Source organism: Terrisporobacter glycolicus ATCC 14880 = DSM 1288, from assembly GCF_036812735.1.
Lineage (GTDB): Bacteria > Bacillota > Clostridia > Peptostreptococcales > Peptostreptococcaceae > Terrisporobacter > Terrisporobacter glycolicus.
Genome location: NZ_CP117523.1, coordinates 3593121 through 3614981 on the forward strand (window position 1 = coordinate 3593121; position 21861 = coordinate 3614981).

At 27.8% G+C, this 21861-nt stretch carries 21 protein-coding genes; 2 read left to right on the forward strand and 19 right to left on the reverse strand.

Annotation, left to right across the window (positions count from 1 at the left end; all coding sequences use genetic code 11):
- Window positions 1-11: 11 nt before the first annotated feature.
- From glgA to TEGL_RS17555, 10 genes are all read right to left on the reverse strand, one after another.
- Window positions 12-1451, reverse strand: a complete 1440-nt coding sequence (gene glgA, locus TEGL_RS17510; RefSeq protein WP_018592205.1) for a glycogen synthase GlgA — start codon at window positions 1449-1451, stop codon at window positions 12-14.
- Between the two features lie 21 nt (window positions 1452-1472).
- The gene (glgD, locus tag TEGL_RS17515; protein ID WP_018592204.1) at window positions 1473-2603 is read right to left on the reverse strand and encodes a glucose-1-phosphate adenylyltransferase subunit GlgD; all 1131 of its coding nucleotides are present in this window, start codon (window positions 2601-2603) and stop codon (window positions 1473-1475) included.
- A 14-nt stretch (window positions 2604-2617) separates the two neighbouring features.
- Window positions 2618-3766 (reverse strand): glucose-1-phosphate adenylyltransferase, encoded by a 1149-nt coding sequence (locus TEGL_RS17520; RefSeq protein ID WP_018592203.1) that lies wholly within the window; start codon window positions 3764-3766, stop codon window positions 2618-2620.
- Window positions 3767-3799: 33 nt separating this feature from the next.
- On the reverse strand, window positions 3800-5698 hold the full coding sequence (gene glgB, locus TEGL_RS17525; protein ID WP_422397143.1) for a 1,4-alpha-glucan branching protein GlgB: 1899 nt from the start codon (window positions 5696-5698) through the stop codon (window positions 3800-3802).
- A gap of 373 nt (window positions 5699-6071) precedes the next feature.
- The gene (locus TEGL_RS17530; RefSeq protein WP_018592201.1) at window positions 6072-7025 is read right to left on the reverse strand and encodes an SPFH domain-containing protein; all 954 of its coding nucleotides are present in this window, start codon (window positions 7023-7025) and stop codon (window positions 6072-6074) included.
- Window positions 7026-7067: 42 nt separating this feature from the next.
- Window positions 7068-7505, reverse strand: coding sequence for an NfeD family protein (locus TEGL_RS17535; protein ID WP_018592200.1), 438 nt, complete (start codon window positions 7503-7505; stop codon window positions 7068-7070).
- A gap of 70 nt (window positions 7506-7575) precedes the next feature.
- Window positions 7576-9099 (reverse strand): bifunctional ADP-dependent NAD(P)H-hydrate dehydratase/NAD(P)H-hydrate epimerase, encoded by a 1524-nt coding sequence (locus tag TEGL_RS17540; protein WP_018592199.1) that lies wholly within the window; start codon window positions 9097-9099, stop codon window positions 7576-7578.
- A gap of 121 nt (window positions 9100-9220) precedes the next feature.
- Complete coding sequence (locus tag TEGL_RS17545) at window positions 9221-11368, reverse strand: YhgE/Pip domain-containing protein (protein ID WP_018592198.1); 2148 nt, start codon at window positions 11366-11368, stop codon at window positions 9221-9223.
- 321 nt (window positions 11369-11689) lie between these two features.
- Window positions 11690-11911: a NifU family protein gene (locus TEGL_RS17550; protein WP_018592197.1), complete on the reverse strand. Its 222-nt coding sequence runs from the start codon at window positions 11909-11911 to the stop codon at window positions 11690-11692.
- A 122-nt stretch (window positions 11912-12033) separates the two neighbouring features.
- Window positions 12034-13383, reverse strand: a complete 1350-nt coding sequence (locus TEGL_RS17555; RefSeq protein ID WP_018592196.1) for a purple acid phosphatase family protein — start codon at window positions 13381-13383, stop codon at window positions 12034-12036.
- 170 nt (window positions 13384-13553) lie between these two features.
- On the opposite strand from TEGL_RS17555, the gene TEGL_RS17560 reads away from it, so the two are divergent.
- Complete coding sequence (locus tag TEGL_RS17560) at window positions 13554-14207, forward strand: HAD family hydrolase (RefSeq protein ID WP_018592195.1); 654 nt, start codon at window positions 13554-13556, stop codon at window positions 14205-14207.
- 37 nt (window positions 14208-14244) lie between these two features.
- On the opposite strand, the gene aroF is transcribed toward TEGL_RS17560, so the two are convergent.
- From aroF to TEGL_RS17580, 4 genes are all read right to left on the reverse strand, one after another.
- Window positions 14245-15249 (reverse strand): 3-deoxy-7-phosphoheptulonate synthase, encoded by a 1005-nt coding sequence (gene aroF / locus TEGL_RS17565; protein ID WP_018592194.1) that lies wholly within the window; start codon window positions 15247-15249, stop codon window positions 14245-14247.
- A gap of 17 nt (window positions 15250-15266) precedes the next feature.
- Window positions 15267-15539 carry a chorismate mutase gene (locus tag TEGL_RS17570; protein WP_018592193.1) on the reverse strand — a complete coding sequence of 91 codons (273 nt, stop codon included), beginning with the start codon at window positions 15537-15539 and terminating at the stop codon, window positions 15267-15269.
- A gap of 203 nt (window positions 15540-15742) precedes the next feature.
- Window positions 15743-16438, reverse strand: coding sequence for a CPBP family intramembrane glutamic endopeptidase (locus TEGL_RS17575; RefSeq protein WP_018592192.1), 696 nt, complete (start codon window positions 16436-16438; stop codon window positions 15743-15745).
- Between the two features lie 94 nt (window positions 16439-16532).
- Complete coding sequence (locus TEGL_RS17580) at window positions 16533-16844, reverse strand: helix-turn-helix domain-containing protein (RefSeq protein ID WP_018592191.1); 312 nt, start codon at window positions 16842-16844, stop codon at window positions 16533-16535.
- Between the two features lie 394 nt (window positions 16845-17238).
- On the opposite strand from TEGL_RS17580, the gene TEGL_RS17585 reads away from it, so the two are divergent.
- Entirely contained in the window at window positions 17239-18345 is a 1107-nt protein-coding gene (locus TEGL_RS17585) for a DEAD/DEAH box helicase (protein ID WP_018592190.1), read from the forward strand.
- 40 nt (window positions 18346-18385) lie between these two features.
- On the opposite strand, the gene TEGL_RS17590 is transcribed toward TEGL_RS17585, so the two are convergent.
- The 5 genes from TEGL_RS17590 to TEGL_RS17610 all read right to left on the reverse strand — a co-directional run bounded on the left by TEGL_RS17590 (window position 18386) and on the right by TEGL_RS17610 (window position 21808).
- Window positions 18386-18652 (reverse strand): hypothetical protein, encoded by a 267-nt coding sequence (locus tag TEGL_RS17590; protein ID WP_018592189.1) that lies wholly within the window; start codon window positions 18650-18652, stop codon window positions 18386-18388.
- Window positions 18653-18786: 134 nt separating this feature from the next.
- Window positions 18787-19233, reverse strand: a complete 447-nt coding sequence (locus tag TEGL_RS17595; protein ID WP_018592188.1) for a YaiI/YqxD family protein — start codon at window positions 19231-19233, stop codon at window positions 18787-18789.
- A 15-nt stretch (window positions 19234-19248) separates the two neighbouring features.
- Window positions 19249-20127: an anti-sigma-I factor RsgI family protein gene (locus TEGL_RS17600; protein ID WP_018592187.1), complete on the reverse strand. Its 879-nt coding sequence runs from the start codon at window positions 20125-20127 to the stop codon at window positions 19249-19251.
- Window positions 20128-20135: 8 nt separating this feature from the next.
- Entirely contained in the window at window positions 20136-20786 is a 651-nt protein-coding gene (locus TEGL_RS17605; protein WP_018592186.1) for a hypothetical protein, read from the reverse strand.
- Between the two features lie 191 nt (window positions 20787-20977).
- On the reverse strand, window positions 20978-21808 hold the full coding sequence (locus TEGL_RS17610; RefSeq protein ID WP_018592185.1) for an aldo/keto reductase: 831 nt from the start codon (window positions 21806-21808) through the stop codon (window positions 20978-20980).
- Window positions 21809-21861 lie beyond the last annotated feature (53 nt).

Consider the following 21861-nt stretch of genomic DNA (forward strand, 5'->3'; position numbering starts at 1 on the left):
AAATCGCCCCTTTAGCTTATTAAGCCATTAAATATTCTCATATAGTCTTGAGCTGATTTCTTCCAACTATTATCTGTATTCATTGCATTTGTAATTAGATTATTCCAAATACTTTTATCTTGATACAATGTAATTGCTTTTTGAAGAGTAAAGAACATTTCGTGAGCATTGTAATTAGTAAAACTAAATCCGTTTCCTTCTCCTGTGTATTGATTATAAGGAGTTACAGTATCTTTAAGCCCTCCCGTTTCTCTTACTATTGGAATTGATCCATATCTCATTGCAAGCATTTGACCTATACCACAAGGCTCATATAAAGATGGCATTAAGAAAATATCACATGCCGCATAAATTTGTTGTGCAAAAGCACTATCAAAAGTAATTCTTGCTGATAATTTATTACTAAAATTTGAATTATAATAATTAAACATAGACTGATATTGATGTTCTCCTGTTCCAAGTACAACCATTTGTAGATTTTCTCTCATAATTTCAGGCATCATATAATTGATTAAATCCAAACCTTTCTGTGAAGTTAATCTAGACACAATACCTACTAAAGGGATATTAGAATTAACTTCTAATCCTAGAATTTCTTGCAACTTTATCTTATTTTGTAGTTTTTTATTTATACAACTAACATCAAATTTTTCAAATATAGCCTTATCTGTTGCTGGATCATTTAAGTCATAATCTATACCATTTAAAATACCTTCTAATTTATATGAATTTGATTTTAACAGTCCATCTAATCCTTCCCCGTAAAAAGGTGTCTGTATTTCTTCTACATAAGTTTTACTCACTGTCGTTACCTTATTGGCGAATACTATTCCAGCCTTCATAAAATTAACTTTTCCATAAAACTCTATATCCCCATTATTAAAATAATCATAAGGTATATCAAAAACATTTCCTATCATATCTTTATTAAATATTCCTTGATATTGTAAATTGTGTATAGTGTAAACAGTTTTTATATTTTTGTATTTCTTTAGATGCCCATAATCTTCATTAAGTAATAAGGGAATCATTCCTGTATGCCAATCATTTAAGTTTATAACATCTGGATAAAAGTTCAATTTTTCCATAGATGATAATACTGCATTACTAAAAAAGACAAATCTTTCCGGATCATCACCATGCCCATATATACTTGATTCGTCAGATCTCTTAAAATAAAATTCATTGTCTATAAAGTAAAATGTAACTCCGTCCAATTCCATAGTTTCTATGCCACAATATTGATTTCGCCAGCCTACCTTTACACTAAATTCTGCAACGGGTTTAAATTTATCTTTTAAATATGTTGGTATGGTAGAATACTTTGGCATCATTACTCTTACATCAGCACCTTCCTTTTTTAGAGCTTTAGGAAGTGCATAAGACACATCTCCTAATCCTCCTGTTTTTACAAATGGCCAGCATTCTGCCGTCACATAAAGTATATTCATTCATTTTCCCCCTTTTTACTGCTAAAGCTTCTGATTCTTTTCTATTACCATAGGGTAGTCTTTATCTCCTTTTAGCTCTTTTCCTTTTGAGACGTTAATATTTTTATCAAATATAACATTTTCTAAAACTACTCCTGGCTCTATTTTGCAATTTTGCATTATTACGCAGTTTCTTAGTATTGCGTCTCTTCCTACTTCAACTTTTCTAAATAATGTACAATTTTCAACAATTCCATCAATTTTACACCCTGTAGCTACAAAAGAATTTTTCACATCAGCATTTTTCATATATATGGTTGGTGCTTGACTCTTATCCTTAGTAAATATTTTTCTTTCCGAGTTAAATAATTCTGATGATACATACTTTTTTAATATTTCTTTGCTTGCCTCAGCATAACTTTGAATTGAATTTATACACTTCAAATAATTTTCAAATTCGAATCCCCCAACTTGTATATTAGAAATCTCTCTTTTAATATAGTCTTCAAAATATGAGTGTGTTCCTAAACTTGCTATTTTATATATGCATTTAATAAAATCCGTTCTTTTCATAATATAAGTTTCCATAGATATATTTGCACTAGGAAAAGCTCCTATGTTCCCACCTATATTTAAAACTCTATCATTACTATCCATATTTAATGTCATACAGCCTAAAAAATCATCATCTGCATTTGTCACATGTTTATATATAACAGTAATATCATTTTTTGATTGTTTATGATATTTAAGCGCTTCTTTATAATCCATGCTACACAACATATACCCTGGTGCAATAAGTATATATTCTTCTTTACTTTTTTCTATATAATCTATATTTGCTAATATAGAGTACACATCTCCCGTTCTAAAACCATAATTATTGTTATACTTTGTATTTTCTGGGCTGAAAATATAAAGCCCACCTTTCTTTCTGCTTAAATCCCAATCCTTACCACTTCCCAAATGATCTGTTAAGGATCTATATTTTTCTTTAGCATAAATTCCAACATTAGTAATATCTGAATTTACCATGTTAGACAAAACAAAATCTATAATTCTATATCTCCCTGCAATTGGAGTAGATGCTAATGGTCTTGCATAATTTAATATATTTATATTTGGATTGCCTTTTTTATCAAGATTAATTAATCCCATACATTTATTTTTCATAATATCCTCCCCTTTTAAGCTTCAACCTTTTCCTTAGCACTAACTACTTCATACTCTGATACAATACTTATTTCATTTGTATCGCTTTTTATCACTGCGTTGTCATTAATTACTGCACCTTCTGCTATCATTGCCTTTTCAATTATTACATTTTTTCCTATAGTAACATTGGGCATTATTACAGAATTTTTAATTATACTTCCTTCTCCAACCTCAACCTTATGTGATAAAACTGTATTTTCGATTGTTCCTAATACAGAACAACCATCTGCTATTAGAGCTTCTTTTACACTGGCATTTCCACCAATATATTGTGGTGGAAGATCCATAGTATTTGTATATATCGTCCAATTTGAATTACTTAAATCTATAGCTTCTGGAGTATTAATTAAATCCATATTAGCTTCCCATAAACTTTGTATAGTACCTACATCTCTCCAATATCCTTTAAAAGGATAAGCATACATTTTTTGATTTTCTTTTAGCATAGTTGGTATTACATCTTTACCAAAATCATCAAAGCATTCTTTAGTTTTTCTAACTCGTAAGAAATATTCTTTTAACTTTTTCCAATTAAAAATATATACACCCATAGATGCTAAATTGCTTTTGGGACTTTTAGGTTTTTCATCAAATTCATATATTTTCTTATCATCATCTGCATTCATTATTCCAAATCTGCTTGCCTCATCCCACGGAACTTCTATAACTGCTATTGTAGCTTCTGCTTTTTTTTCTTTATGAAACTCCAACATTTTGCTATAATCCATTTTGTAAATATGATCCCCAGATAAAATTAATAAATATTCTGGGTCATAATCATCTATAAAGTTCATATTTTTATATATTGCATTAGCCGTTCCATTAAACCAATGACCTTCTTTTTCACTCATATATGGTTGAAGTATATAAACTCCACCATTTATTCTATCTAAATCCCAATGACTTCCCATTCCAATATGAGAATTTAATATTCTTGGTCTGTATTGTGTAAGCACTCCAACTGTGTCTATCCCTGAATTAGAGCAATTACTTAAAACAAAATCTATAATTCTATATTTTCCCCCAAATGATACTGCTGGCTTAGCTATTCTTTTTGTAAAAACACCCAATCTTGATCCTTGCCCCCCAGCTAAAATCATTGCTAGCATCTCTTGTTTCATTCAAATTCCCCCTTTTCAAGATCAATTAATTTCTTAATCTATTTTAAGTTTTATAAAAGTAGCTCCTAATGGTGGTACTTTTATTTTTATATGATAAGGCTTATTATGCCATTTCTCATCTATCGCAAATAATTCGGCATTTTTCATAGTTTGATTCGATCCCCAGTATTTCTCATCATCACTATTTAATACTTCTTCATATGTATCTAAATAAGGAACCCCTACCTTGTAATCATAATAAACAACAGGTGTAAAATTTAAAACAGCTATAATAAAGTTTTTTTCATCCTTACTTTTTCTCATTAATGTAACTATGCTTTTTTCTTCATTATGAGGATCAATAAAGTCAAATCCTTCATAAGAATTATCCACCTCATATAAAGATTTTTCAGCTATATAAAAATAATTTAAGTCCTTTACAAAAACTTTTGTTTTAGCATGTTGCTCTCTATCTAGCAACTGCCACTCCAAACCATAAGCATATCTCCATTCAAGTCCTTGACCAAATTCTCCGCCCATAAACAATAATTTTTTTCCTGGATGTATCATGTGATAAGAATATAATAATCTTAAACTGGCAAATCTTTGCCATTCATCCCCACACATTTTATCCAACAATGATTTTTTACCATGAACGACTTCATCATGAGAGAGTGGTAAAATAAAGCTTTCTGAGAATGCATACATAAATGAAAAAGTTATTAAGTTATGATGATGCTTTCTGTATATAGGATCCATCTCCATATATTTTAAAGTATCATTCATCCACCCCATATTCCATTTATGACTAAAACCTAATCCACCTAAATAAGTAGGTGAGGTAACCATTGGCCAGGATGTTGATTCTTCAGCTATAATTAGTGGATTTTTTATATTTTCATATATAACTTCATTTAATCGTCTTAAAAAATCTATTCCTTCTATATTTTCTCTTCCTCCATATTGATTCGGTCTCCAATCACCTATGTCATAGTCCAAGTACAAAATGGAGCTAACAGCATCTACTCTAATACCATCCACGTGAAATTCTTTAAACCAATACATTACATTTGATAATAAAAAACTATTAACCTCAGGTTTTCCTAAATCAAAATGAACTGTTCCCCAGCCTAGATTTTCTGCCTTTAGTGGATCTGCATATTCAAATTGTGATGAACCATCAAATCTATATAAACCATGAACATCCTTGCAGAAGTGACTATAAGCAAAGTCTAATATAATTCCTAAATTATTTTCATGACACCTATCTACAAAAGCTTTAAATTGGTCTGGTTTGCCATGTCTACTTGTAGTTGAATAATATCCTACCGTCTGATATCCCCAACTCATATCTAAGGGGTGCTCTGTTATAGGCATTAATTCTATATGTGTGTAACCCATATCTTTTACATAATCAATCATTTCGTATAGTTCTTCAAAAGAAAAAAATTCTCCATCCCATTTTCTTTTCCAAGAACCTAGATGAACTTCATATATATTCATAGGCTCATTGTTAAATCTCTTTTTATTCTTATCCTGTAAATATTTTTCATCTTTCCAATTATAATTTTTTACTTCATACACTATTGATGCTGTTTTAGGCCTTAATTCAGAAAAAGTCCCATATGGATCTGATTTCAATCTGCTTACATTATCACACCCAATTACATTGTATTTATAAATATCTCCCTCCTCTAAATCAGTAGTAAATATTGACCAAATACCACTATTATGCATATTTTCTAAAGGATGAGATGTCTCATTCCACTCATTGAAATTCCCTACTAAATAAACTCCTTTAGCATTCGGCGCCCATATAGCAAAGGAATATCCTATTACCCCTTCATACTCTGCTTTATGATTTCCAAGAAATTTATAACTATCTAAAGAATTTCCTAACATAAAATTATCTATTTTTTCTTTTGTAATTATGTCTAAGTATTTAATTTTAATCCCCCCTAAATGCTAATATTTTGTGTATCTTATTATACTTATACTTCTATTAAAATATGAATCTCCCTTTTTTTATTATTTATTTAACAGTTTTTTTACTTTAATTAATATAGATTATAATTCGTACTAAAGCTATCAATTAATTTTTTTAAGATTAATTCTATATGACTTTAGTAAATATTTACATATATATTTTTTTAATTGTACATATTTTCAAATAAAAAATTTACTTCGCTCATATTGCCAGCGGCTTCGCCCGTTGTTCAAGTCACAAAGTTGAAAATTATATATTATCCAAAGAACAGATAAAATATAATTTCCTTACAATTAAAAAATACTCTAAAGATAGGTATCTTTAGAGTATTTTAGTTAATTATTTATTATTTTTATCGCTACTTAAGACTTCTTTAATCCCCTTAAAAGAACCTAAGAAGTTAACTGTTTCTGATGGAAGAACAAGTTTAGTAGAATCACTTTCTGCAAGTTTTTCTAAGGCTTCCATAGACTTAAGTGCTAACATATTATCATCGATATCAGATTCCTTCATTGCTTGGAATACATTTTTGATTATAGTGGCTTCACCTTCTGCATTAGCTTGTGCAATCTGTCTTATAGATTCAGCTTCACCTTCTGCTCTAAGTATACGAGATTCTTTTTCACCCTCTGCCTCTCTAACCATAGCTTCTTTTTTAGCTTCAGCTCTAAGTATTGCTGATTGTTTTTCTCCTTCTGCTTGAAGTATTGATGCTGCCTTATTTCCTTCTGCTTGAAGTATTGACTCTCTTCTTTCTCTCTCTGCCCTCATTTGTTTTTCCATAGCAACTTGTATATCATGTGGTGGCATTATGTTTTTAAGTTCTACCCTATTAACTTTTATTCCCCATTTATCAGTTGCTTCGTCTAATATTGATCTCATCTTTGTATTGATTAAATCTCTAGATGTTAGAGTTTCATCTAAATCCAACTCCCCAATTATATTTCTAAGAGTTGTGGCAGTTAAGTTTTCTATAGCAGATATTGGATTTGCTATTTCAAATACATATCTAACAGGATCGGTTACTTGGAAATAAACTACAGTATCTATTTGCATAGTAACATTATCTTTTGTTATAACTGCTTGTGGTGGAAAATCTACTACATTTTCTCTTAAATCAATTACATATGCCATTCGATCTAAAAATGGTATTAAGAAATGAACACCTGTATCAGCTTTTTTGTGGAACTTACCAAGTCTCATTACTATACCAACTTTTGATTGTTTAATAACTTTTACACAACTTAAACTTAATACTACTACTATTAGTATTATGACTACTAATTTTATCATACCCTCTTCTCCTTTTTATTAATTTATAGTTAATTTTATTATTTACTTTTCTTCTTGATTATCAGTATGTTTTACAACTAGTTTAACACCCTCAATTCTTATTACCTTAACCAGCTGTCCCACTTCAATTTTTTCATTATTCTCTGATATTGCAGTCCAATCTTCTCCCGTCAGTGTTACAATGCCTGTCATGTACGGAAGTATTTCTTCTTTAACTACACCTGTTTTTTGCTCTATTCCTTGTAAATTTGTATTATATTTAAAGGTCTTATCTTTATCTACAAAATACTTTGTAAATATGACTAATAAAGTAATTGAAATAGCAGCGAATAATGCAATTTGAATTATTACGCTTTCTATAAAAGTGCTTAAAACCATTAAAATTAAGGCACCTATACTAAACCATACTAGAGTTAAACTTGTTGTCATTAATTCAGCTATTCCAAATGCTACTGCAACAATTAACCAAACCGTATTCATCATATCCCTCTTCTCTATTTAGAAATTCACTTGCTTTATACTAGTATAACAATATAAATATTGGTAATAGTTACAAATTAATTTCAATATTAAATTCTTTCATAATAACAGGAATTTTTTCTATAATATGAGTTGCATTCACTGTATACATTTTTTTAGATAAAATGTCACCTATATAGCCATGTATGTAAGTTGCACATACCGCTGCTTCAAACAATTCTATTCCTTGACCAACGAAGGAAGTTATCATTCCAAGTAAGCAGTCACCCATGCCTCCATTAGCCATGGCACTATTGCCTGTTGGATTTATATATGCAACTTTACCATCTGTAATGATTGTTTCATATCCCTTAAGTAGAACTATTATATTATTTTCCTTTGCAAATTCTTTTGCCACATCTAGTCTATTTTCTTTTATATATGAAATTGATTTTCCTGTTAACCTAGACATTTCACCTAGATGAGGTGTTACTATAATTTTATTTTTAAATTTCTTTAATATGCTTATATTATTTTTTAAAACATTTAATCCGTCTGCATCAATTACAACTGGGCAGTCACTATTATTTAAAACATATTGCAATCTTTCTAGTGTTGTCTCATTATCTCCCATGCCACAACCAAATCCTATAGCATTAGAAGTTTTAATTAATTTATTTATTCGATCTTCTTCTTTATAATTTGCAGTCATACCCTCACTTAGTTTTGAACTTATTATATCTTGAATGTGTTCATCACAAACTAAAGTAACTAGCCCACTACCACTTTTTATAGCAGCCTCACTTGCTATAAATGCTGCTCCAGTAAATCCTTTTGAACCTGCAAAAATTGTGACCTTCCCAAAATCACTTTTAAAACTAAATTTATTTTTATTTCTTATATTATCTTTGATAAAATCCATAGAAGTAATATATTCATTATCATCATATTTTTTTAATATATATTCTGGTATACCTATATGTTCTACCACTACATTCCCAACATATTTTTTTGTTTCATATTTTAAAAATCCTCTTTTATAAAACTCAAATGATATAGTTTTGTCAGCTTTTATACATACTCCTAAAACTTCACCTGTAGTTGCATTCATTCCCGATGGCACATCTATAGAATAAACTAAATTCTTATTTTTATTTATAATATCTATAACATCTTTAAATATGCCCTTAATTTCTCGTTCTAATCCAGTCCCAAATATACAATCAACTAGCACATTGCTATTGTTAATATCAGCTTCTAACTCTTTTAAATTATTAATACTTTCTTCCTTGGTGTCTATTATGACATAAGGTATATTTATAGCTTTAAGAATTTCCAAATTAGTTTTTGAACATAGTGTAATTTTTTCCATATTTCCAACTATAAATACCTTTACTTCCTTTTCCCTAGCTTTTAATTGTCTCGCTATTCCTAAACCGTCTCCACCATTGTTTCCTACACCACTAACAACTACATACTTATTATATAAGTTTAAATCTAAATGTTTTACTGATGAAAGTACAGCATTTTCCATCATAATGATTAAAGGAATTTTATACTCATTAACACAAGCCTCATCTAATTTTTTAGTTGATATAGAAGTTCCTATTCTCATTTCAATCACCTCTTTAACTAAATTATTACTAACCTCTTATATTAAAAATAATAGTTCTTTTCATATAAAAAATAAAGGATAAATTGATTGTGTCAATTTATCCTTATATTCATAAAATATCTTAATGTTCTGTAAGTCTACTTTCTTCCATCCTCTTTGTGAATCTGTGTAGCATTTTATTAATAGGTCCTTTTAGCAGAACATTTAGCACTATAGCTAATGCTAAGAAAGTTAAAAGTACAACTATGTCTCCAATTAAATTAGGTTTGTATATTCCTGCTACTGCCTCTCTTAATGCTGATATTCCATAAGTAAACGGTAAGAAAGGATTAACATTCTGGAAAAACTTTGGTGTTACTTGTATAGGGAATGTTCCCCCTGATCCAGCAACCTGAATTACTAATAAAATAACCGCAATGGCTTTTCCTATATTTCCAAATACAGATACCAGGGAGTAGACTATAAAATTAAACACTAAGCTGATGAACAACGATAGTGATATAAATATAGCCGGATTCTTTACTGTAACGCCTAAGAAATATATATCTCCTACACTTACAATTAAGGCTTGTAATAAAGCTATTGTTAAGAATGTAAGTCCTCTACCAAAATAAACTTGATAAGGCTTGTATTCTCCTTTTACTTCTGTTGTTAAAAGTGAAGTTAAAAGTAAAACCCCAACCCAAAGACAAAGAACTGTATAGAATGGTGTCATTGCTGCACCATAGTTTGCCATTGGATATAGCGAATTAGTCACTAGCTCTACTGGCTCTTTTAAGAAATTAGACTGTTCAATTATATCATTTTTTAAGAATTTAATTAAATCGTCCATTTCCTCACTATTATTTACTATAGATAAATCTGATACTAATTTATTTAACGCAGATTCTGCTTCTGGCACTTTTTTCTTTATATATCCAATTGCTTCATCTGCATCTCCCGATAAATTAATTGCAGTATCTAATATGTTATTAACTTTAGGAAGTTTATTTTCTGCTTTTTCTAATAATGATATCACATCGTTAGATACAGTTATTCCCTTATTAAATATTTCATTAAGAGGAGCTACTATTTTAGTGTCATAATTATTGGATAAGTTATTAGTAATTTTATTCACATCATTTAACACAGTTACAATTCCATTTAAATTATCTAATGAAGGTTTTTCTCCATTGTTTATTTGTTCTTTAACTTTTGCTAAAGATGTCTTAGCTAAATTAAGCTTACTATTTATTTCATTAATAGAATCTATAGTTCCTTGAAGAGATGTTCCCGGTGTTATTTTATCTAATTTAGTTAAAAAGTCTGATAGCTTAGTTGATATAGATAATAAATGATCAACTTTGTTATAAAGACCATCTACTAACTCCGGTGCATTTTCATATCCTTTTTCTATAGCTGTTATCAAGTCTCCTACACCACTAGCTACTGATGATGATATATCATTTATTATTTTTATATCATTTTTTATAGTTGGAGCAATATCATTCATACTAGATTTCGTTCCCTGTAAAAACTCTTTTACATCTTTAGATAGACTAATAGAATTTTTTAATGTTGATTCTATTTGAGGCATATCATTTTGAAGTAATTTAGATATTTCGCTAATTTGGCTAGATGCATCACTAGCTGTATTTAAAATATTATCTATTTTACCAAACTTGCCTTGAACTTCAATTAATGAATTTTCTATTTTTGTAAGCATAGGGAGATTTTCTTCCAATGATATTCCCAAATCATTTAATGTTGTAAATACTGCTTCACTTGCTGTTTTTACAACAGTTTGATCAACTTGAAGTTGTATTGTAGATGCCCCTTTATCCGTTATTTTTGGTGCAATTGCATTTATTTTTTCATTTACTGTATATTTGATTTCTGCTTTATGTATATCCTTGCTTAATACTGATATAATATTTTTAGAAAAATCTGGTGTTATTTCTATTGAAGCATAGTATTTTCCTGTTTCAACACCTTTTCTCGCTTCTTCTTCATTAACAAATTTCCATCCTAAGGAGTGGTTATTTTTTAGTTCATCTATTAACTTATCTCCCACATTCAAATCTTTCTCGAATAAAGTTGCTCCTTTGTCGTTGTTTACTACTGCCACTGATATATTAGATGTATTACCATAAGGGTCCCAAGAAGCCTTTATATTGAACCAAGCATATAAAGATGGTAATACTGCAAGTGCTATTAGTACAATTATTAACGCCATATTCGTAGATATATCTTTTAAATCATCTCGAAATATTTTAAATATATTTTTCATAAGTATTCCTCCACTAAGTCGTAAGTTAAAAATGTCTTATTTGTGTTTTAACTTATTTTTTGATTTATTTTTAATATTTATACAGAAATCCTTCATATGTATTAAATACAATTAGTAAACAATTTTTATTATTTACAATTTTTGTTAGATTTTTAAGCATTATATATTATATAACATATATTTAAAAATATAAATACAAATCCATATTTTAACATCAATTACCTGTTTTATGCAAGTTTTACAAAATATCACTAAAATCATTGTTTTAACACAATAAAAGACACTCAATAATGAGTGTCTCTCATATATAATAAATAAAATTTATACTCCTACTACTTTTGTAACTCCTGGAACCTCTTTAACCAATAGGTTTTCTATAACTGCTTTTAAAGTCATAGTAGCACCTGGACATCCAGAACATGCTCCTTTTAGCCTAACTAAAACAACCCCATCATCACTAACTTCTACTAATTCTACATCTCCCCCATCTCTTTGTAAAACGGGTCTAACTTTTTCTAGTACTTCTGCTACTCTTTCTTTCATTATATAAACCCCCTTAAATATATTTAATATAATATATTTATAATTATATACCATGTCCAAATAACTCACCATAATGGAACTTAATTATTTCGTTTTCTTATATAATAAAAAATTTGTATAAATTATTTTTGTATAATTATTTTATTATCAACAGGTTTATCTTTATTTACTTCGTAAGTAATTATATTGATTAAGTCCTGTTTAATTTCAATCACAGTGTATGTTGGTATTTCTTCAGAATAAATTTTTTTTATATACTCACTTTTATTTTCCTCTTGTTTATAAAACTTACTTCCTGTGGAAGAACTTCCTGTTATATAAGTTATTCCTTTATTATTTTTTATTATATCTACTTTTTCTTTTGAGCGTTCTAGTCTTTCCACTGTAAAATCCATTATTTTTTCATTATTTTTCAGCGGATAAGTTCTAGAGTATATATGATCATGACCACATAAAACTAAGTCAATTTTATTATCTTCTAATATTGAGGGCATTTCACTTCTTAATATTTTTATATCTTTATCATCCTCATGTCGTCCACCACCGTAAATATCATGATGAAATACTGCAATTTTCCACTTCACATCTTTATTCTTTTCTACAGCTTCGCCAATAAATCTTTTATGCTGAGATATATTTAAGTTATTTGTATTTATAAATAAATATAAAGTGTTTCCATAAGTAAAGTAATAATCTCCTCCTGCTACAGTTTCACCTAAATTAGTTAAGTTTGGCATATTGAAGTGATTGTAAAAATTCTCATTATCTTTGTCGTGGTTTCCAACGGCATTTGCTATTGGTATGTGTCGTAAATAACTAGGTGATAAAAAACCAGAATACTCTAAATTACTTGTATATGTTTTAGATAAATCATAACTATCTTCTGTTACATTAGTTACATCTCCACCACATACTATAAAGCTAGGATTATTACTTTTATCTACTGATTTTTTTATAACTTTATTCCAATTATAAGCATCCTTTTCTACTCCATCTTCATTAGATTTCATTTTTTTTGATGAAGCTCCAATTTGTGGATCTGCCATAAATACAAAAGTATAATTTTGAAAATTTTGTGTTTTATACTCTAAAGGTTGGCTCCATAGTCCATCACACTCATATGAATACATATAAGTTGTATTAGCTTTTAGGTTTGTAACAGTCACCTTATTACTTATAAATCCATTACCTATATCAATACTTTCTCCCTCAAATATTCTTTCCTTTTCATCATTTTCCCAAATTTTTATTTTACTTGCTCCATGAGAAGATTTGCTATACCAAGAAAAATTAAGCATGCTCTCATTTTCCCCCGGTGTTAAGCATATTTCTGAGAAATGCTCTAACGATATCTGTTCTTTGTCATAGCTTAAAAAGCAATTTTTATTTTCTTTTGAAATAGACAATACAGGAAAAAATACTATAATAATAATAGACAATAAAATACTAATTATTTTTCTTTTATTTTTCATTTTTCACTCCTAAAATAATACTTGTTTTTAATATTATTTAATATTAGCGATAAATTATTTATTTTAATTATTAAAATGTAAAATTATATTAGAAATAAATTAGTAATAATACCACATTAAAATTTATTCGTGGTGTATATAATAACTTAATAGAGATAAGGGGATTTATGATGAATTACAACACTTTGATTTTTGATTTAGATGGCACTCTTTTAAATTCTTTAGATGATTTAGCTGATAGTGTTAATTACTCTTTAGAGAGATTAAGTTTTCCCATTAGAAGTAAGAAAGAGATTTGTTCTTTTATTGGAAATGGTATTGAAAAATTAATTGAGCTTTCATTACCAGATAAAACTTCTTATGATAAATTTGCAGAATGTTTATTTATTTTCAAAAGGCACTATTCTAAAAATCTAAGAAATAAGACTAAACCTTATGATGGAATAATTGAATTACTAAATTATTTGAAAGAAAACAAATATAAAATGGCAATCGTTTCTAATAAATTTCAAGATGGCGTTACGGAATTAAATAACCATTATTTTTCAGAGTATATTCAAGTAGCAATAGGAAAATCTCCTGAAAGAAGAAAAAAACCATACCCTGATACAGTGCTAAAAGCTATGAATGACTTACATTCATCTAAAAATAAGTGCTTATATATTGGTGATAGCGAAGTAGACTTTAAAACATCAAGAAATGCAAATATAGACTTTGTAGGAGTTGCTTGGGGATTTAGAGATAAAAAGGTATTAGAAGATTTAGGTGCAAATTATATAATTAATACTCCAAATGATTTAATATCTATATTAAGTTGTGAATAGTTTCAGTAAAAAAGGAGCATACGCTCCTTTTTTATATTTAATCTTCTAAACTAGAAAGTATTTGTATTTTTTTCATAAGTTTATCAAATTGTTCTGGTGTTATTGATTGTTGTCCATCGGATAAAGCCTTTTGAGGATTATTATGAACTTCTATCATAAGACCATCACATCCTGCAATTACAGCAGCTTTTGACATAGATTCCACGTATTCGCTGCTTCCTGTTCCATGGCTTGGATCTACTATTATTGGTAAATGTGAATGTTTTTTTACTACAGGAATAGCACTTAAATCTAAAGTATTTCTAGTATAAGTTTCAAAAGTCCTTATTCCTCTTTCACATAAAATTATATTTTCATTTCCACCTGCCATAATATGCTCTGCGCTAAGAAGCCATTCTTCTATGGTTGAAGATAGACCTCTTTTTAATATTACTGGCTTGTCCGTTTTTCCTACTTGTTTTAATAAATCATAGTTTTGCATATTTCTTGCGCCTATTTGTATTACGTCAACAGTATTCATAAATTCATCTAAATAACTAATTGACATTAGCTCAGATATAATAGGAAGGCCGGTTTCTTTCTTTGCAATCTCCATCAGTTTAAGTCCATCTAGTTCCAGTCCTTGAAAACTATATGGAGAGGTCCTTGGCTTAAAAGCTCCTCCTCTTAAAAAGTTGGCTCCACTTTTTTTTACTTTTCTTGCAATCTCAACAATTTGCTCTTCACTTTCCACAGCACAAGGTCCAGCTATTATTCCAAGGTATTTACTTCCAATTTTATTACCATTTATATTTACGATAGTATCTTCTGGATGAAATAATCTATTTGCTTTTTTATACGGTTCTTGAACCTTTAAAATTTTTGATACACATTTTAAAGCTTTAACTTCTTCTAAATCAGATTTCGATGCATCTCCTAATATTCCTATAACACAGTTGTGTTTTCCTTTTGAAACATTAACTCCTAAATTTTTATTTGTTATATAATTTACTACTTGATTTATATCGTCACTAGTGTAGTTTTGGTCCATTACTACAATCATAGTTTGCCTCCCTCTATTTAGCGGTGATTTTCTTCATTTTGTATTAGTTTACTTAAATTCATTAAATTTCTAAAAAATCCTTCTAATACAAATCTATAGTCCTTGTTTTTTAAATAAGATAAATTTTTTTGAATAACTTCTTCTTCTCTCTTAGCGTTTAAAATTCCTATTTCTTGTTCTTTTTTGCATCTTGATATTTCTCTGGATATGTCCATACGTCTTTCAAATAATTCAGTTATTTGCTTATCTATTTCATCTATTTCATCTCTGTACTTCTTTAAGTTGTCCATAATTTTATTCCTTTCTTATTTAATTTAAAAAAGAGAGCTTATGAGCTCTCTAATAATATCTAATTTATGTAGATATTTCAATAGTTTCTTATTTATTTTATTTTTATAAGAAATCTATAAGTATAAGTGAACTCACAATAATGATCTTCCTTTTACTTATTATTTTATCAAGTCATTTTAGTTATTCCATATTTATTAAAAACTTATCTTGCAAAAAAAACATTTATCAAACTATGTACAAATATACATAAATAAGTATCTTTATATTTCATTTTAACTAGTCCAAGTATAAAGGCTATTATTAAACCAAAGAAAACTTTCGAGATAATTATATCTATTGTAAAAAACGAACTACCAACTACACTTAGGTTCTGACTTACTATATCCCAATAACCTATTTTAAATAGAGCTGATAAAAAACTTACAATTACTAAAACTTTTTTTTCATCTTTTTGGAAGCTTCTAATATAGTTCCATACATAATCTCTAAAAATCATTTCTTCAAATATAGGTTGAGCTATTAAAGCTAATATAAGTATTATTAAATTAGATGATACATATCCTCCATAAAAAAACGGTGATACAAATACGGCACATAAAGCTGCTCCGCCTAATATTAATCTTATATTTTTATTATCGTATCTGTTATTTAACTTAATCAACCTTTGTCCAGGCGGATTAAATAAATCATTTCCCCTCAAAATAAGAGAAATGCTTATTCCAACTAACATAATAGATATAATGTTAGCAATATTAACATTTTCCAATGTGAAGTTTAATTGACTTAAAAATATATATTTTATAATTACCCTAGCAATCTGTACTATAACCAGCAAAATAATAGCATCTAAAACATATTCTTTATTTTTAGAAATATATCTATCTTCTTTTATATTCAAACATATCACCCACAATTTATTTTGTATAGTATTCATTATAGCACAGTATTAGTAATATATAGAAATATAAAATCATAATAATTTAAGTATTTAATTAGTCATATAATCCATTTAAAACCCTGCAAACTGTTGCCTTACTCCATGAAGTTTCTTTTGATATTTCTCTATAGCTAAGTCCATCATTTCTTAATTCTTTTATTTGCTCGATATCTGAGTCCTTAATTTGTTTTTCTTTTGGTTTCAAATTGTTTCTTAATAATCTTAAATGCTCTATCTCCTCTTTTAAGCTCTCTATTTCCATTTGCTTTGCTCTTAATTTCTCTTCGTAAGTATCTCTCATTTCATTAAACTCTTTAATATAATTAACTTTCCAATCATCTTGTGATTTTGTTTTAAATAATCCCATTTTATTACACCTCTATTCATATTTATTTCCTTCAATATAGGATAGTTTCTTTATTTACAGCGAAATCCCTTGTAATTTACAAGCAAATCTATTCTAAAAATTAAGCTAAAATTCAACCTTTTTTATTAATTTTCAAAATATTATTTTATATTTCTATGAATTAAGAGTATCTTCTTGGTTAAATATTAAAATAATAATATTTAATTTGTATTGACGTAGGATTTATTCTTGTAATGTGATATTATAAATTAGATAAAAAATATATAAAATTAACTTTTCTTTACACACTATATATCTTTCCTATGACATTAAACTAATATATGGAATCTTTTATTTAGATATATTTGTTGCTCGAAATTTAGAGAAGTAAAATTTATAAAGAGAGGTCGTAAATATGAATTTTAAAGAATTAGGCATAGGTAATGACTTAGTAGATGAATTAAGTCAAATGGGAATAAAAACTCCTACACCTATACAAGAAGAAGCTATTCCTTTAATTTTAAATAAAAAAGATATAATTGCTCAATCTCAAACTGGCACAGGTAAGACTTTCGCCTTCTTATTACCAATGTTTGAGAATATTAACCCAAAAGATAATAATATTCAAGGATTAATTATTACCCCAACCAGAGAACTTGCTATTCAAATAAGTGAAGCTGCTCAAAAATTAAATAAAGCTAAAGAAATAAATATATTAGCTGCTTACGGTGGAAAGGATATAAAATCTCAATTAAATAAATTAAAAAGAAGCATTCATTTAGTAATTGCTACTCCTGGTAGACTTTTAGATCATTTAGATAGAGATTCTATAAATCTTAGTAAGCTAAAAACACTTGTTATAGACGAAGCTGACCAAATGCTTTTAATGGGCTTTAAGAATGAAATGGAGGCAATTATAAAGGAAACTAATAAAAAAAGACAAACTTTGTGTTTTTCAGCAACTATGGATTCTGATGTAAAGAAACTAGCTTATAGACACACAAAAGAGCCTGCTGAAATAACTATTAAAAGTAAAGAAATTACTATAGATACTATCAAACAAGAAGTTGTTGAAACTACAGATAGACAAAAAAAAGATGCTTTATGTAAAGTGTTAAATGAAGATAATCCATTTATGGCAATTATTTTTTGTAGAACAAAAAGAAGAGTTGATGCTTTAGAAGAGGCTCTTGCTATTGATGGCTATAATTGTGAAAAATTACATAGTGATATTTCTCAATCTAAGCGTGAAAGAATAATGAAATCTTTTAGAAAAGCTGATGTTCAATATCTAATCGCTACAGATGTAGCCTCTAGAGGGCTTGATATTACTGGTATAACCCATATTTATAACTATGACATCCCAGAAACTAGCGAAGATTATATTCATCGTATAGGTAGAACTGGTAGAGCTGGAGAAGATGGCTATACTTGTATGTTTGTCGATCCTAAAAATACTAGAACATTAGATGAAATTGAAAGTGACATTAAATATAAAATTCCTAGAAGAGTTTTAGAATAAATTTAACATTAAAAAACCTATCTAATTTTAGATAGGTTTTTTAATTATGATCAATCATAAATTTTAATTTAATACATAAATCATGCTTACATAGATCTATTAGCTTGTAAGCAACGTGATTTTTAGGTTCATTATCATCCTCATCTTCATCGATTCCAACAGATACTATTTTTTGCTTTTCATAATCAAATTTAATATTAATATTAGGTGTATAAAAGTCTTTTATATCCACAGAAAAATCATATAGTTTATCTTCTTTATTACTTTCAATACTCTTAATTACTAAATGTTTATTTTCAAATAACAAATTATCACCATCCTTATATAATTTATATTTTCCACTCTTATTAAATTTATAAATAAAAAATAATATAAAACAAAAAACAGCATTAATTTATTTATTAATACTGTTTTTCATATTTTTTTATTTTAATATTCTTTTTAATTACTAATAAGAGATTTTTGACAAGCTTCAACTAAAGTCTTTTCAAAATTAATATTGTCTTCATTAGACCTTTTCTTAGGTCCTTTAACTCTACCTCTACTTTTTCTAATTTTCTTAGATATATGTCGGTTATAAAGCAACCTATCAATATTGTCATTTGTATAGATTAAACCATTTTGATTTATAACATAGGATGCTTTATTAAGTGCCATAGCTGCTAATCCGTAATCTTGTGTTATGACAATATCTTCTTTTTGAACAAAGTTTATAAGGGCAAAATCAACAGAATCTGCTCCTTTTGAAAATACCATTGTTTTTGCTCCTTCTTTGTCAAAAATATGTGAGGTATCACACATTATAATCACATCTATATTAAATTTTTTTGATACCTTTATTGTTAAATCTATTACTGGACATCCATCTCCATCAATTAATATTTTCATATTGTCTCCTATTTTTTAATCTTCATCATCTTCATCATCTTCATCGTCATCGTCATCATCTTCATCATTATTATCATCATCTTCATCGTCATCATCGTCATCAGATTCATTTTCAGTTCTATCTTCTAACTCATCTTGTAGCTCATCCATAACTTCTTCATTTAGATAAACATTATCTTTACCATTTGTACCTAGAAGAGACATAATCTCATCTACAGACATATTTTCTATGGTATCTTCTAATATATCTTCATCTAAATCGCATAATGCTTCATATCTACCTATACTTACGCCTTTTTCTTTTGCAAGTGCTATATCTTCTTCAGTTCCCTTTAGATAAACAAATTTGGTATTATTTAATCCCTTACTAACCGTATCTTTTACTTCACTTTCATACTTATCATTACTAATTTTATTAGTAAAAGTAAATCCTACTATACCTTCTTTACTATCACCATGATTTTTACTTAAATACTGTTCTAATATCTTTATTCCTTCTTCCAATGTTTTACCCTTTAATTCCTCTAGGTTAATTGTCTTACCATCATCATTAACTCCATAAATATTAACTATATTTTTATTTTTATCTAATTCAAACTCAATACTTGGGTTAATATCTATGGACATTAAGGCATAAGTTCCACCTGTAGTATTATTTTTTACTATAGGTACTACTAATAATACTAGCATTGCAGCAATAGTTAAAATAGGTATTATTTTATTTTTCATAGTATTTCTACTTTTAGTTAATTCATATAAATCCTCTTCTAAGAAAAATATTGTATCTCCAACTTGCATGTTTTCCTTATTTCTTATTCTAACAACAGTAGAGTCGTCTTTTAGAACTAAGGAATATTTTTCCTTTACTTCAAGTATAATTCCTTTATTATACATAATTCAACCTACCTTTTTATCCATAATTTTAAATTTCTATAGTTTTTATCAAATATTATAATTACTGTAATAATAAATTTTTTGCTACCTTTAATTATTTTTTCTGTTACATTAAATTGAAGTGAAATTCTTTTTATTGGTAATCTCCTTTTTTCATACATAAAATCCACTAAAGGTTTTTCTTTGCTGACTTTTTCAGATAAGTTTATAGCATTTTCTCTTGTTTTTTTATGTTTCGGAGCATCATCAACTAAATCCTCAAAATCAAAACCAAATTCCTTCATATGCATCTTTAAATTTTCTATTTCATCTTTTAAATAATTTTGATCTTCAATAGGATTAACAATTTCCTCACTAAACTCTATCCCTTCATCTTTTAAACTTTCTAAGGATGGATCTAAACGATGTTTGTTTTCTTTTAATAAATAGTTTTTTATTCTACTCCCTATTACTAAGCTTGCGAAAGGTAGAAATGGACCTTTGTCTTCACTATATTTTTTCATAGCTTCATGAAATGCCAGTACACCTATACTAAACTCTTCATCATTTTCAATTGAAACATATCTCTTAGTTACTTTGCTTATTGATTTAATGATAAAAGGAAAATGTTCTTCAATAAATTCATTTTCCCCTTTTAAACTGCTTCTTTTTAAATTCATTTATCTTCCTTTCTTTATAATTTATATTAACTCATTTATGATAATTAAAATTATAGTCATAGTTTTATGGAGAAAGAGTATAACTTTAATTCCTTTTATATTATATAATACAATTGCTATTTATCATTTAGGTACTTTTTCCCTTATTAACATAATTTCTTAACAAAAAAAGAGATTTTTAAAAATCTCTTTTATACTACTTTATATAAATTTTCATATTTTTGTGGTTTCATTCTTTCATTTTCATTAATAGTATCTATTTCATCTATATCCTCTTTTTCTATCTCAAAATCAAATATATCGATGTTTTCTCTAATTCTACTAAATTTACTTGTTTTTGGTATAGCAATGACGTTATTTTGTAAATGCCATCTTAATATTATTTGCGCTTCACTTTTATTGTATTTTTTAGATAATTTTTTAATTATGATATTTGATGACAACTGTCCTCTCATTATGGGACTCCATGCTTGAACTACAATATTATGTCTTTTACAAACTTTTAATAATTCTTTTTCTGAACGTTTAGGATGTATCTCTACTTGATTTACCATAGGATTGATTTCTGAAAAACCTATAATTTCTTCTATTTGTTTTGCTGTGAAATTACAAACTCCTATTGCTCTAACCTTTTTTTCCTTGTATAAATACTCCATAGCTCTCCAAGTTTCTTTAATATTTTCTGTTGGCCAATGTACTAAATATAAGTCTATATATTCTAGTCCTAACTTATCTAAAGATTTATTAAAAGCATTTATTGTATTTTCATATCCATCATCATCAATCCACACCTTTGTAGTTACAAATAATTCTTCTCTAGGTATACTAGACTCTCTTATACCTTTACCTACACATTCTTCATTATTATAAAATGACGCTGTATCTATACTTCTATATCCTAAATTAATTGCTTCTTTTATAATATTACACGCTTCATCATTTTTATTTCGTAATTTATATGTTCCAAACCCTACAATAGGAATCTCTACCCCATTAGATAATTGTCTAATCCTTATTTCCATTTTTAAACCTCCACTAAAATGTCCTTCATATACCCATAATTTTAATAATATAT